Origin of the sequence: Frondihabitans sp. VKM Ac-2883 (genome assembly GCF_015350875.1) — a bacterium.
Classification (GTDB): Bacteria; Actinomycetota; Actinomycetes; order Actinomycetales; family Microbacteriaceae; genus Frondihabitans.
The window spans coordinates 1-13,445 of sequence record NZ_JADKSF010000008.1 but is presented as its reverse complement, the minus strand read 5'-3'; the positions used below and the strand labels follow the sequence as shown (position 1 = coordinate 13,445).

The following is a 13,445-nucleotide window of genomic DNA, read 5'->3' as shown; positions in this document are numbered from 1 at the left end:
GGTTATGGACTACACACATCTCGGACGCACGGGACTCTCCGTCTCCCGAACCATTCTCGGCACCATGAACTTCGGCCCGCAGACGACCGAAGACGACTCCCACGCGATCATGGATGCCGCCCACGACAAGGGCGTCAACTTCTTCGACACGGCCAACGTCTATGGCTGGGCCAAGGGCGAGGGCATTACCGAGCAGATCATCGGCCGCTGGTTCGCCAAGGGCGGTGGACGTCGTGAGAAGACGGTGCTCGGCACAAAGCTCTACGGCGACATGGGAGATTGGCCGAACGACGGCAAACTCTCCGCCCTCAACATCCGTCGCGCTCTCGACGCAAGCCTGAAGCGACTGCAGACCGATTACATCGACGTCTACCAGTTCCACCATGTCGACCGTGACACCCCCTGGGACGAGATCTGGGGCGCCATCGAAGTGGCCGTCGCCCAGGGCAAGATCCTCTACGCAGGGTCGAGCAACTTCGCCGGCTGGCACATCGCCCAGGCGCAGGAGGCCGCGAAGTCGAGGCACTTCCTCGGGCTGGTCAGCGAGCAGTCGCTGTACAACCTCATCGCCCGTGACATCGAGCTCGAGGTGCTCCCGGCGGCGCGCCACTACGGCCTCGGCGTGATCCCGTGGTCGCCGCTGCAGGGCGGGATCCTCGGCGGCATCATCGGCAAAGAAGACGGCGGAAAGCGTCGTCTCGAAGGCCGATCGAAGGAGTTCGTCGACAGCCACCGCACTCAGCTCGAATCGTACGAGAACCTGGCGAAAGAGCTCGGCCACGAGCCCGGCGAGCTCGCTCTCGCCTGGCTGCTGCACCAGCCCGGAGTCACCGGCCCGATCACCGGGCCGCGCACCATGGCGCAGCTCGACTCGGCCGTCGCCGCCGTCGACATCAAGCTCGACCAGGACGCCCTCGATAAGCTCGACGCGATCTTCCCCGGCCACCAGCCCGCTCCCGAGGACTACGCGTGGTGACCAGCCGGATCCTCAACCCCTTCTTTTCATCGTCGAAAGAGAACTCATGAAGACACGCACCATCGGAGACGTCACCGTCAGCGCCATCGGACTGGGCGCCATGCCCATGTCGATCGAGGGGCGCCCTGAGCGCAAGCGGTCGATCGCCACGATCCATGCCGCTCTCGAAGCCGGCATCACGTTCATCGACACTGCCGACGCCTACAGCCTGTCGGGCAAGCTGGATGACGAGGGCCACAACGAGATCCTCATCGCCGAAGCCCTGAAGACTTGGCACGGCAACACCGACGAGATCCTCGTCGCGACCAAGGGCGGCCACACCCGCGTCCACAACAAAGACGGCGGCTGGGATCAAGATGGCCGCCCCGAGCACCTGAAAGAGGCCGCGAAGGCTTCGGCTAAGCGGCTCGGCGTCGAGTCGATCGGGCTCTACCAGTTCCACCGACCCGACCCCTCGGTGCCCTACGCCGACTCGATCGGCGCACTGGTCGAACTGCTCGACGAGGGCGTCATCCGGATGGCCGGTATCTCGAACGCCGACGTCGACCAGATCCGCGAGGCGAACGACATCCTCGACGGTCGACTGGTCAGCGTGCAGAACCAGTTCTCGCCGGCGTTCCTGTCGTCGACGGCCGAGCTCGAGCTCTGCGACGAGATGAGCGTCGCGTTCCTCCCCTGGAGCCCCCTCGGCGGCATCACCAACGCGGCCGACCTCGGTCAGAACCACGCTGTGTTCGCTGAGATCGCGAACGCCCGCCGGGTCAGCCCGCAGGTGCTCACGCTCGCGTGGGAGCTCAAGAAGTCGGAGGTCGTGATCCCGATCCCTGGGTCGTCGCGTCCGCAGTCGATCATGGACTCGGCGACAGCCGCGTCGATCAAGCTGAGCGACGAGGAGTTCGGCCGCCTCGAAGCGGCGAACGTTCCCGCGTAGCTCCGCACGGCACCGTGACTCGGGTCCGGCACCGCCTTTCGGCGGGGTCGGGCCCGATTTGCGGTGTGAGGGCCAAATTGTGGTGTCGCGCCCAGTTCGCCATCGGGCCTGATTCGCCGTCGGGGTCGAATTGTGGTGTCGGGTAGCGTGAGCGCATGGACATCGTCGAGACCCTGACCCTCCGCTTCGACGTCACGGCCGCGACACCGGTCGAGATCCCGGGCGCCGACGCGTCGTGGGTGCAGGGCCTGGCCATGCACAAGACGTTCACGGCCGGGCTCGTCGGGCAGAGCGACCTAGTCTTTCTCACCTCGGGCGAGGAAGAGACCGGTCGTGGCTACGTCGCCGTCGAGCGCCTGTCGGGAACCCTCGACGACGGTCGAGCGGGTGCCATCACAATCCATCACGGCGCGATGCAGACTCCGAGCGACTCCGGCCAGTTCGGCAACATCGTGCCGGGTTCGGGCACGGGCGACTTCGCTCGGTTTGCGGGGAGTGCGGCGATCCAGCACGACAACGGCGGTCCGTTCTTCGTGCTGAGCCTTCTTTCTTCGTGACCCCGAAGGATCCTCGGGCTCGGCCCCGGATCATGCGCCGGGGCCGAACCCGAACTCGCTAGGCTTCGCGGCCCGCCGGCATCTGCGTCTTCGATGGGTCGGTCTCGGCCAGCCCCTCGAACACCGCCTCGATGCGCGCAACGACGTCGGCCTCGAGCTTCACGCCGGCCGCGACCGCATTCGACTCGACCTGCTCGGGGCGAGACGCGCCGATGATCGCCGACGCGACATTGTCGTTGTGAAGAACCCAGGCGAGCGACAGCTGCGCCTGGGTTAGACCGAGATCGCTCGCGATCGGCTCCAGCTGAGCCACGGCGTCGAGCACGTCGTCGCCCATCCAACGCGAGATCATGCCGGCGCCGCCCTTCTCGTCGGTCGCGCGGGATCCTGCGGGCAGCTCTGCGCCCTTCTTGTACTTGCCGGTGAGCACTCCCTGAGCCACGGGCGACCAGACGATCTGCGAGATGCCGAGCTCTTTCGACGCCGGGACGACCTCGTCTTCGATGACACGCCAGAGGAGCGAGTACTCGGGCTGGTTCGAGATGAGCTGGATGCCGAGCTCCTTCGCGAGGGCGGACCCGTCGCGCAGCTGCTGGGCGTTCCACTCGCTGACGCCGATGTAGAGCACCTTGCCCTGGCGGACGAGATCGGCGAACGCCTGCATCGTCTCTTCGAGCGGCGTCTCGACGTCGTAGCGGTGCGCCTGGTAGAGGTCGACGTAGTCGGTCTGGAGGCGCTTCAGCGACCCGTTGATCGACTCGGTGATGTGCTTGCGGCTCAGACCGGTGTCGTTGTGACCCTTCGGCCCGGTCGGCCCGTAGACCTTGGTGAAGATCTCGAGCGACTCGCGGCGCTCGCCCTTCAGCGCTTCGCCGAGAACCGTCTCGGCCTGAGTGTTGGCGTACACGTCGGCGGTGTCGAAGGTCGAGATGCCGACGTCGAGCGCCTTGCGCACGCACGCGGTCGCCGTGTCGTTCTCCACCTGGGAGCCGTGAGTCAGCCAGTTGCCGTAGGTGAGCTCGGAGATCTTGAGGCCCGAGTTGCCGAGATACCTGAATTCCATGCGAACGATGCTCCTTGTCGTGGGCGCGTCGGTGCGCCCGCGCCAACGCTACTCCGCGGGTGAGCGCTCACTCGGGTGCGGCCGCACGGGTTGACAGGAGCGGATGGAGCGATACTCCGTGCGTCGCCCGTCAGGATCCGAGACCGGCGACCAGGTTAATCAAGGTCGCCAGGATCACCGTGCCGAACAGGTATGACAGGAGGCAGTGCCGGAGCACGACGTGGCGAATCGCGCTGGACGACACCGTGGTGTCACTCACCTGAAACGTCATCCCCAGATCGAACGCGAGGTAGGCGAAGTCGGCGTAGTCGGGCGGCTCGGGCTGGTTGAAGTCGATTCCGCCCTCGGCGGTGCCGCTGTAATAGAGCACGGCGTAACGGAGCATGAAGAGCGTGTGCACGAGGAACCACGAGAGCGCCACGCTCACGACCGCGAGCCCGGCGAGGAGCACGGCCTCCCCGCCTGTGGCGCGGTTGGCCGACACGACGAGCGTGGCGACCGCGGCCAACGACGCGGTGCACGCCACGATCAGAAGCAGGTGGCTGGTCGGACGCGAGGGGTCTTCGCGCGTCGCATGCTGACGGGTCTGCTCGCCGCTCAAGCGGCCGACGGCGAGCCACACCCAGACGAGATAGCTAAGGCACGCGGCGGCCCAGCCGATCACGATCGAGGAGATGCCGGCTCCGAGCAGGCCCGCGGCTCCTCCGGCGACGACGCCGATCGCGATCATCGCGGCGAACCGGAGCCGGGAGCGGCCCTTGACGGCGTCGGCTGCTGCTGCGGTCGCGAGTGTGCTCATGGTCTGATCGTGGCACGTGCGGGCAAGTGTGGCCGGCGTCGCCTGGCGCGCAGACCCGAGACCGCCCTGGCCCGTGAGATGGCCAAGCCTACGTCTTTGCAGCGCGTCAGGCGTAGATTCGGCCATCTCGCTGGCCGTTACGAGTGCCGCACGGCCCGCCGCGCCAGATAGTCCGATTCGCCCTGTGCCAGCGCGCGGCCCAAGCGGACGACGAACGCCTCCCAGTTGCGACCGGAGAGGTCGTCGTCGGAGAGATACAGCACGCGCCATCCTGCGTCGGCAAGGGCTTCACGGCGTCGCTTGTCGTCTCGGTACGTCTTGCGATCCGTCCGGTGATGATCACCGTCGTACTCGACGCAAACGCGCTCTCGGCCGTAGATGATGTCAGGACGAGCGATGAAGCGCCCTGGCTCGTCGTGGATGGGGCAATTGAGCAACGGAAGGCGGAAGCCGGCGTCGAGCAACTGGAGCCGAAGCCGCGTTTCGCGCGGCGACTCTGCGCCGACACACACCGACGCGAGGGCACGCCGCAGGCCTCGAGCCCCTCGCTGGCCCCGGCGGCGTGCCACCTCGGCCTCCAGCTCGTCAAGAGAGTGACCGCATCTCGGCCCCACGAGGTAGTCGCCGACGATGATCAGCTCCTCCTGAGTGAGAACGGTTGCGCACTCGCCCCATGTCTGCAGGCGCGGCGAAACCCGTATGCCTCGCACAACCTCCACGCTGACGCCTTCAGGCGAGACCCGGTGACCGACAAAACCGGGACGACGAGTCACCGAGCCTGCCCCGATCGTGGTCGTATGCAGGGCCGCATCGAACGGCACGGGCATCCCCCACACCTCAGCCGCTGTGGTGTGACTGAAGAATTGATTGGCTCCCAGCAGCGGAGCGGCGAGTCGAGCTCGCTGGAGATCGAGTCGACTCTGATGGACCCGCAGGCCATGGGCCAGCGCGACGAAGTCGACCCGGCGCAACCGCGAGTACGGCACATGCTCCAGGCCACCGCCGACGCGGAACGACTCCTGAGCGAGCGGAGAGGGAAAGGCGTCCGGTTTCATGCCGACAGGATGACCGAGGTGAAGGATCCGACGGGGACGTTCTCCACAGGTGCCGACATCGCGAGATGGCTCAGTCTGCAGCCAGCCACCGGGATCCTTGTCTTTTGGGCCATCTCGCGGCGGGGCCGCAGCAGCTGAGCGGAAAGCCGGGGGGCTCGTGTAGAACGAAGGCGACAGACGCAACAGAAGGAGTTTTCATGAGCAGCACCTCGACCCCCTCGCCGTACGACGCCATCGGCGACGTTCCGAGCTTCACTCTCACCTCGAGCGACGTTCAGGACGGCGCCCCGCTTTCGACGCCTCAGGTCTCGGGCATCTTCGGGGCCGGCGGCGGCGACGTCAGCCCGCAGCTGTCGTGGTCGGGCTTCCCCGATGAGACGAAGAGCTTCGCCGTCACCATGTACGACCCCGATGCGCCCACCGCTGCAGGCTTCTGGCACTGGGCCGTCGTCGATGTGCCCGTGTCGGTCACCTCGCTCGAGTCGGGAGCGGGCGACGCCGAGGGCTCCGGGTTGCCCGACGGTGCCTTCCAGCTGAAGAACGACGGTGGTCTAGCGCACTTCCTCGGAGCCGCACCGCCAGCCGGGCACGGCCCGCACCGCTACTTCATCGCCGTGCACGCCGTCGACGTCGAGACCCTCGGCATCGACGACACCGCGTCGCCGGCGTTCCTCGGCTTCAACCTCTTCTCGCACACCCTCGCGCGCGCCGTCATCGCGCCGTGGTGGGAGGCGAAGTAGTCACCGAGCAGTAAACCTGCTGTTCCGCTCGACCCCCGCGGCGGCCGTCCATTCGGCGGCCGTCGCGACGGTGAAGGGCTTGCCGAACTGCAGGCGAAGGCATCGGCAGGGCTGAAAGCTACCCGATCCAGGCCTGGATCGGGCCGCGCGCGAAGTAGATTACGAAGCCCAGAGCGACGACCCACAGCAACGGGCTGATCTCCTTGCCCTTGCCCGAGAGCGACCGGAGCAGCACCCACGAGATGAATCCGGCACCGATGCCGTTCGAGATCGAGTAGGTGAGCGGCATCACGATGATGGTGAGGAAGACCGGGAGCGCGACGCTGAAGTCGGTCCAGACGATGTCTTTGATCTGCGACACCATGAGCGCACCGACGACGACGAGGGATGCCGCGGCCACCTCCAGCGGAACGACCTGCGTCAGCGGCGTGAAGAACATCGCGAGCACGAACAGCAGGCCGGTCACGACCGAGGCGAGCCCCGTCCGCGCGCCCTCGCCGACGCCGGATGCCGACTCGACGAACACCGTGTTCGACGAACCGCTCGACGCGCCACCGGCGACAGCTCCGATGCCCTCGACGATCAGGGCGGGGCGAAGGCGCGGGAACGTGCCGTCGGGGGCGGCGACTCCGGCCTGGCGGGCGAGGCCGGTCATCGTGCCCATCGCGTCGAAGAAGTTCGTGAAGACCAGGGTGAAGACGAGCATCGTCGCCGCGACTCCGCCGATACGCGAGAAAGCGCCGAAGAGGTCGAACTGACCGACGAGCGAGAGGTCGGGCAGCGACACGATGCTGGTCGGGAGCCCCGGTGCGTTGAGGTTCCACCCCGCGGGGTTCGTGCCGAGCGACTCGGGCACCTTGAAGATGAGATTGAGAATGATCGCGATGACCGTGGTGACGACGATGCCGATGAGGATCGCGGCACGGACCTTGCGAGCGACGAGGACGCCGATCACGACGAGTCCGATGACGAACACGATGGTGGGCAACGTCTCGACGGATCCTGCGATTCCGAGCTGGACCGGCGGCGACGCCTCCCCCGACGTGCGCACGAAGCCGGCGTCGACGAGCCCGATGAAAGCGATGAAGAGGCCGATGCCGACGCTGATCGCGGTCTTGAGGGCCTGCGGCACCGCCTTGAAGATCAGCGTGCGCAGGCCGGTCGCGGCGAGGATCACGATGATGAGGCCCTCGATGACGACGAGACCCATCGCTTCGGGCCAGGTGACGTCTTTGACGACGCTGACGGCCAGGAAGGAGTTGATGCCGAGCCCCGCAGCTAGGCCGAACGGAAGACGCGCGACGAGACCGAACAGGATCGTCATCACACCGGCGGTGAGTGCCGTGACGGCACCGACCTGGGCGTTCTGCAGCCAGTTGCCGGCGATGTCCTTCGCCGCCTGGTCGGCCGAGAACCCGCCGAGGATCAGCGGGTTCAAGATGACGATGTACGCCATCGTCACGAACGTGACGAGACCGCCACGCACCTCGGTCGCCCAGGTGCTGCCCCTCTTCGTGATCTCGAAGAACCGATCGAGGGTGGGCAGGATCCGGGTGGTCGTCGAATTCGACACAGTCACTCCTCGAGCTCTGAAACTGAACGTGCGCGACGTGCAAGGCCGCAAAACGCAAAGTCACAGCATAAGCCCGCGCGACTACTCCTCCGTGACGCTCAGAACGGTCACACGCTCGGGGTACTGCCCCGGAAGGTGGAGGCCGACGACCCCGAGCGACCGGCCCGACAGCACAGTGCCGGAGCCGCCGTTCCACCAGGCGGGCGCGACGAATCCATCGTCGGGATCGCCGACGACGATCGGGGCGACTCGGTAGCGACGAGCCGGGTCGAGACCGGGCAGCGTGAATCGACCCCGCGGCGACACCTCGCTGCGGCCCAGAGTCGCGAGGAAGAAGAGCGCGGCGGATCGGTCGGCGGCGACAGCCCCGTAGACGTTGACCGTCGGGTCGAGCGCGTCGGCCCGGACCATGTCACCCGAGTGCATCAGGGCGCGCTTCTCCTTATAGAGCGCGATCCACGCCGCGAGGTCGCGGTTCTCCGCCTCGGAGGCCTTGGCGAGATCCCACTCGATGCCGAGGTGCCCGAAGAGCGCCGTGCCGGCGCGGAACGAGAGCTCGTGGTAGCGCCCGGTGGTGTGGTTGACCCCGGAGGCGATGTGCGAGCCGAGGATCTCGGGCGGCAGTAGCTGCATGGTCCAGCGGTTCATCTGCTGGCGGTCGAGCGGGTCGATGCAGTCGCTGACCCAGATCCGGTCGGTTCGCTCGAGCACACCCAGGTCGACCCTCGCGCCGCCGGACGAGCACGACTCGATCTCGAGACCGGGGAATCGCACCTTCAGCTCGTCCATCAGGGCATAGGTGGCGAGCGTCTGCTCGTGCACGCCCGGGACTCCGGTGGGCCAGGTGCCGGCATCGATCAGGTCGCGGTTGTGATCCCACTTGATGTAGGCGATGTCGTACTCGCCGAGGATCGCGGTCATGCGCTCGAGCACGAACTCGTAGGCCTCGGGGATGCCGAGGTTGAGCACCTGCTGGTGTCTGCTGCGGATGGGCAGGCGGCCCCCCGTCTGCATGATCCACTCGGGGTGCGCCCGAGCGAGGTCGCTGTCTTCGTTGACCATCTCGGGTTCGAACCAGAGCCCGAACTCCATGCCGAGGCCGGTGACGCGGTCGATCAGCGGCGACAGCCCGTTCGGCCAGATCTCGTCGTCGACGTACCAGTCGCCGAGCCCGCGGAAGTCGTCACGCCGACCACGGAACCACCCGTCGTCGAGCACGTACCGCTCGACGCCGAGGGCTGCGGCACGGTCGGCGAGGTCGGTGAGGCGCGCGAGGTCGTGGTCGAAGTACACGGCCTCCCACACGTTGAGGGTCATCGGGCGGGGCCTGGTCGGGTGCTCGTCACGCGACCGGAGGTAGCGGTGGAACCGGTGCGCCTGATCGTCGAGCCCGTCACCGTAGGCGGCGTAGATCCAGGGAGCCGTGTAGGTCTCGCCCTCGGCCAGACGCACCTCGCCCGGCAGCAGCAGTTCGCCGCCGCCGATCACCTGCATGCCCGAGAACAGACGCTCGGCATAGTGCCGGTGGTTGCCGCTGAAGGCCGTGTGCACGCCCCACACCTCGCCGCGGGCGAAGCCGAAGCCGGGCTCGCCGACGCTCAGCACGGTGGCCGCGTCGGCACCGGTGCGCCCCTTGCGGCCCTCCCGCTCGTGGATGCCCACGACGAGCTGGCTGCGCTGGGGTGTGCGCTCCTTGCCCCAGCGGCCGGCGAAGTCGAGGATCTCGCGCGCCCGGGGAGGAATGGGCAGAGCGACCGTCAACTCGGTGACGGTGTACGGGCCGGCCGCCTTGTTGCGCAGGGCAGCGCGCGCCCGGACGAGACCGGAGAGCAGCATCTCGACGTCGAGGTGGATCTGGAGCCCCGCTTCAGGATCCTGAGCGGTCACCGTGACGAGACCGGCACCGGTCTCGACGAAGTCGCCCTCGACGCTGCTTCCGTCGACGAGCACGTCGGTTACCTCGAATTTCGGCGACCAGCCGCGGCCTTCGCGGTGCCCGGCGACGCCCGGCTTGCCGACCCAGCCGATGTGGTGCTCGGGCAGCATCGACAGGCGCACCGGGTCGTCGACGGCGTTTCCGGCCAGCGGCTCGACGTCGCCCTGCGCGAGAGCACGGGCCTCATCGAGCGAGAGGTCGCCGAGGGCGGCACCCCAGTGCACGATAGCGGGCAGCTGCCGGTCGGTGAGGTCGAGAAGAAGGCTCACGCCGGAGGCGCGGAGGTGGACGAACTGCGGCACTGGTACTCCTGTGGATCGGCTGCGGTGGCGGTCGCATCCAGTATGGCGACGTCAGCATCGGGGTGCGAGAGGCTCGCGCGGTATCCGGGCGTACCGCCCCTCAGCTGAGGAGCGTCAGGCGTGTGCCGTCAGGCGTGTGCCGTCGGGCGTGTGCCGTCGGGCGTGTGCCGTCGGGCGTCAGCCGCGTCGCGCCTGCAAAGCGAGGAGAACGAGCGGCACCTGCAACGGCAGCCGAACGACAGCGATGACCTTGCGGCGCGGTGCGGCTCGACGGCTCCGCAGAGCGTCGCGCGCCATCTTGACGTTCGCCGGGAACACCGCGACGAAGAGCGCTGCGGCGAGGATCCCCCCGACCGACCTGGTGCGCGGGATCGCCAGGGCCGCGGCGCAGGCGAGCTCGGCCCCGCCGGAGACGAGGGTCCAGGTGCGCGGTTCGCCGGGAAGCGACTCCGGCACGATGCCGTCGAAGGTCTTCGGACGGGCGAAGTGCAGGGCGCCGCTGACGGCGAGCGCGGTGCTCAGGATGAGGGCGGTGCGGCGGGGGTTCTGACGGGGCATGGTGCAACTCTGCCAGTGCCGGCTGGGTCTCCTGTGCCGGCTGGGTCTCCAGTGCCGGCCGAATCTAGTGAGTCGCGGATCCTCGTCGTGTCGGTCTCAGGGCCGGCCCCCGCCGCAGCGTCAGCGGTCGATGAGCACCAGCTTGTCACCCTGGATCGTCAGCGACTTGTAGATGTACATCGACTGCTCGTAGCCGCCCTTGTAGTTCGAACCGAAGAAGTCTCTCGTGTACTTCATGTCGACTTTGCCCCCGTCACCCGTGACGACGACGGTGCCGTCGTAGGTCAGATCGACCGAGAGGGTCGGCTTCGAGGTGACCTTGTACGAGACCTTGGTGGCGTCGCTTCCCGGGCCGTAGAACGGGCAGGCATCGTCGAGTTCACCGGTGGTGGCTTTGGCGCACTTCGCGATGAGATCGGTCACGAGCGTCTTGGCATCGGATTTCAGCTCGGAGGTGGGTGCCGCGGCGAACTCGAGGCGGCTGCCCGCATACCCGTCTGCCGTGACGGTCACGCTCTTCGAGGAGGCCTCGAAGTACTTCGTGCCGGCGACCGCGATCGAATACGTTCCCGGGAAGGCGGAGAGGGTGAGCGTGCCCTCCTTGGTCGTTCCGACCTTGACGCCGTCGACAGTGACGTCCGCGTCGCCGAGTGCGCTGGCGGTGGCGATCGAGACCGGCGCGGCGAGCGAGCTCGTCACCGCCCACTTGTCGTGAATCAGCCACGAGGTGCCGGTCCGGGTCAGTTTTAGGGTCGAGTCGTGCGATTCGCCGCCCTGACGGTAGCTGACCTTCACCGAGGCGAGGTCACCGGAGACGGTCGCGTTTCCGACGGCGACGTCGCGGATCCGATCCTTCGCCGACGAGAGCACCTTGGTGGTGAGCATGCCCTTGCCGGTTCCGGTGGCCCCTGACAGACGGCCGGCCGCGTCGGCGTCGCCCGAGCTCAGTGCCGCGAGATACGCCTCGGCGGCGTGGCCCGGGCCGTAAACGGTGGAACGCAGAGTGCCGGCGGTGATCGCTCCCCCGACGACGAGGACGAGCACGATTCCCCCGGCGATGAGCGAGCGAACAAGGATCCGACGCTTCCGCGGCGACATCGGCTCGGCCGCGATCGCGGGCTCCGCACCTGCCTCGCCAGCGCCCATCTGGCCGTCGCTCATCTGGCCGGCGCCCATCTGCCCCGTGCCAGCCGACGCACCGGGCCCGGACGCCGTAAGGTCTCGCCCGATGAACCTCCGGGTGACGCGGAGAAGACCGGGTGTCGCAGCGGGGAGCACGAGCGGCGCCAGGTACCGAGCGACGGCCTCGATGGCAATGCCCCAGGCGGCCAGAACGGCGATCGTCCACGGTGTGACTCCCGCGGATCCTGCGCCCCCGACCCCGGCGATCTGAACGGAGAAGACAGCCGTGCCGAACACCTGGAGCATCAGGCCGAGGAGTGCGTAGACAACGGCGGTGGCGACCCAGTCGGCGACCGTGCGATCGCGTCGGTTGCGTCGTACCGCGAGTGCGAGGCCCGAGACGACGGCGGTCAGAACGACCAGGAGGACGAGCAGCCAGGCGGTGACGGATCCTCCGGAGAAGACGGTCGCCGTGCCACTTCCGGCACCCGCGCCGCTCGAGCTTCCCGACAGCGTCGACATGAGCGACCCAGCCGATTCGGAGACCGAGACTCCACCGAAGAACCCGATCGCGATCGCTATCACGGCGACGTTGCCGATCACGAGCGGGAGAGCGGACGCGCCGTCGGGGTGAGCGACGGCCGCGTAGATGATCACGCCGACCATGACGACGACGAGGAGGACGCCGAAATGCAGGGCTGCGACACGCACCGTTCCGAGCAGCTGCGACAGGACCGGGTGCATCCGGGCGAACCAGGCGGGGCGAGCGAGGAGCGCGACGAAGGATCCGAGGACGAACGCCGCAATGACGGCCAGCGCATTCACCGCGGTGATGCCCGAGATGTCGAAGCCCGTCGCCTTCGGCAGGCGGATGGCCAGGGCGAGCCCGACGACGAGTGCGACGAGGGCGAGGCTAGCTCCGGTGACCGCCGAGGCGACTGCGCTCTGGAGGAGGTCGAGCCGTCGGCTGCGGAACAGGCGCACGCCGAGCACGAGTGCGACGAGTTGAGCCACCAGCACTAGAACCGGAACGACGCCAATGTGAATCGACCCGCTGACCGATGCAATGACGGTGACGCTGCCGTGGATGGACAGACGACCGAAGTCGGCCAGGGCGACGAGCTGTGCGGGTGCGCCGAAAATCACCGTGACGGCGGTGATCAGACCGGAGATCGCCGGAATGCCGTCGCCTCCGGTATCACCGATCGATCCGCCGGCGCTGCCGGACCCCGTCGATCCCGACGAGCCGGAGCTGGCGACGACGAGAGCGGTGGTGAGCAGAAGCGACACGACCGCGACGAGGTAGGCGACAACGAACGCGCCGACCCCGGTCAGCGCCGCGGCGATCCAGTCGACCGGTCGGAGATCGCGGACGGCGCGGTCCAGCCGGCCGAGAGCGGGCGCGGTGGTGCCCGGCGTTCCGGTGTCGTCGGCGCCGGTTTTCGGCGGGTAGGGGGTGTCGCTCATGGTGTCCTCTCGAGTCGAGGTCACCCATGCGATCCGTCACACTGCGCCCCCCGACGATGCCCTCGAGTCTAGGGGAGTCTGAGATTCTCTCGAAACTCCGCGCCCGGGGCGGGTGCCCGCTGCGAGCGCCGGGGCTGGTGAGGTGCGGATCCTTGACTGTGGCGTTCTGGGTGGGGTTGGGTGCCACTCTGCTACCGGCGCGTCTTGAGACCCGACGCGGTTCGGCCAATCCGGCGTGGGTCGCCGCGTCGGATTGGCCGATCCGCGTCACTTCGCCGGCCGGGCCAGCGGGGGGGGGGGGGGGGGGGGGGGGGGGGGGGGGGGGGGGGGGGGGGGGGGGGGGGGGGGGGGGGGGGGGGGGGGGGG

The 13,445-nt window shown here is 68.0% G+C and carries 11 protein-coding genes; 4 read left to right on the top strand and 7 right to left on the bottom strand.

Annotated features, from left to right (window positions below; genetic code table 11):
• Positions 1–4 precede the first annotated feature (4 nt).
• From ITJ49_RS14225 to ITJ49_RS14215, 3 genes are all read left to right on the top strand, one after another.
• A complete protein-coding gene (locus ITJ49_RS14225; protein ID WP_194606277.1) occupies positions 5–976 on the top strand; it encodes an aldo/keto reductase in 972 nt (323 codons plus the stop codon).
• A 46-nt stretch (positions 977–1,022) separates the two neighbouring features.
• Positions 1,023–1,907: an aldo/keto reductase gene (locus tag ITJ49_RS14220; RefSeq protein WP_194606276.1), complete on the top strand. Its 885-nt coding sequence runs from the start codon at positions 1,023–1,025 to the stop codon at positions 1,905–1,907.
• Between the two features lie 155 nt (positions 1,908–2,062).
• On the top strand, positions 2,063–2,464 hold the full coding sequence (locus tag ITJ49_RS14215) for a DUF3224 domain-containing protein (RefSeq protein ID WP_194606275.1): 402 nt from the start codon (positions 2,063–2,065) through the stop codon (positions 2,462–2,464).
• A gap of 58 nt (positions 2,465–2,522) precedes the next feature.
• On the opposite strand, the gene ITJ49_RS14210 is transcribed toward ITJ49_RS14215, so the two are convergent.
• The 3 genes from ITJ49_RS14210 to ITJ49_RS14200 all read right to left on the bottom strand — a co-directional run bounded on the left by ITJ49_RS14210 (position 2,523) and on the right by ITJ49_RS14200 (position 5,381).
• Positions 2,523–3,527 carry an aldo/keto reductase family protein gene (locus ITJ49_RS14210; RefSeq protein WP_194606274.1) on the bottom strand — a complete coding sequence of 335 codons (1,005 nt, stop codon included), beginning with the start codon at positions 3,525–3,527 and terminating at the stop codon, positions 2,523–2,525.
• A 130-nt stretch (positions 3,528–3,657) separates the two neighbouring features.
• Positions 3,658–4,326, bottom strand: coding sequence for a DUF1345 domain-containing protein (locus ITJ49_RS14205; RefSeq protein WP_194606273.1), 669 nt, complete (start codon positions 4,324–4,326; stop codon positions 3,658–3,660).
• Positions 4,327–4,463: 137 nt separating this feature from the next.
• The gene (locus ITJ49_RS14200; RefSeq protein ID WP_194606272.1) at positions 4,464–5,381 is read right to left on the bottom strand and encodes a DUF559 domain-containing protein; all 918 of its coding nucleotides are present in this window, start codon (positions 5,379–5,381) and stop codon (positions 4,464–4,466) included.
• A gap of 197 nt (positions 5,382–5,578) precedes the next feature.
• Here ITJ49_RS14200 and ITJ49_RS14195 point away from each other — a divergent pair, with 197 nt between their 5' ends.
• Positions 5,579–6,121 carry a YbhB/YbcL family Raf kinase inhibitor-like protein gene (locus ITJ49_RS14195; protein ID WP_194606271.1) on the top strand — a complete coding sequence of 181 codons (543 nt, stop codon included), beginning with the start codon at positions 5,579–5,581 and terminating at the stop codon, positions 6,119–6,121.
• A gap of 118 nt (positions 6,122–6,239) precedes the next feature.
• On the opposite strand, the gene ITJ49_RS14190 is transcribed toward ITJ49_RS14195, so the two are convergent.
• The 4 genes from ITJ49_RS14190 to ITJ49_RS14175 form a co-directional block, all read right to left on the bottom strand.
• A complete protein-coding gene (locus ITJ49_RS14190) occupies positions 6,240–7,700 on the bottom strand; it encodes an NCS2 family permease (protein WP_055957428.1) in 1,461 nt (486 codons plus the stop codon).
• Positions 7,701–7,775: 75 nt separating this feature from the next.
• Complete coding sequence (locus ITJ49_RS14185) at positions 7,776–9,932, bottom strand: alpha-galactosidase (RefSeq protein WP_370544533.1); 2,157 nt, start codon at positions 9,930–9,932, stop codon at positions 7,776–7,778.
• A gap of 177 nt (positions 9,933–10,109) precedes the next feature.
• Complete coding sequence (locus ITJ49_RS14180) at positions 10,110–10,490, bottom strand: hypothetical protein (RefSeq protein WP_055957423.1); 381 nt, start codon at positions 10,488–10,490, stop codon at positions 10,110–10,112.
• A gap of 120 nt (positions 10,491–10,610) precedes the next feature.
• Positions 10,611–13,079: a hypothetical protein gene (locus ITJ49_RS14175; protein WP_194606270.1), complete on the bottom strand. Its 2,469-nt coding sequence runs from the start codon at positions 13,077–13,079 to the stop codon at positions 10,611–10,613.
• Positions 13,080–13,445: the final 366 nt, after the last annotated feature.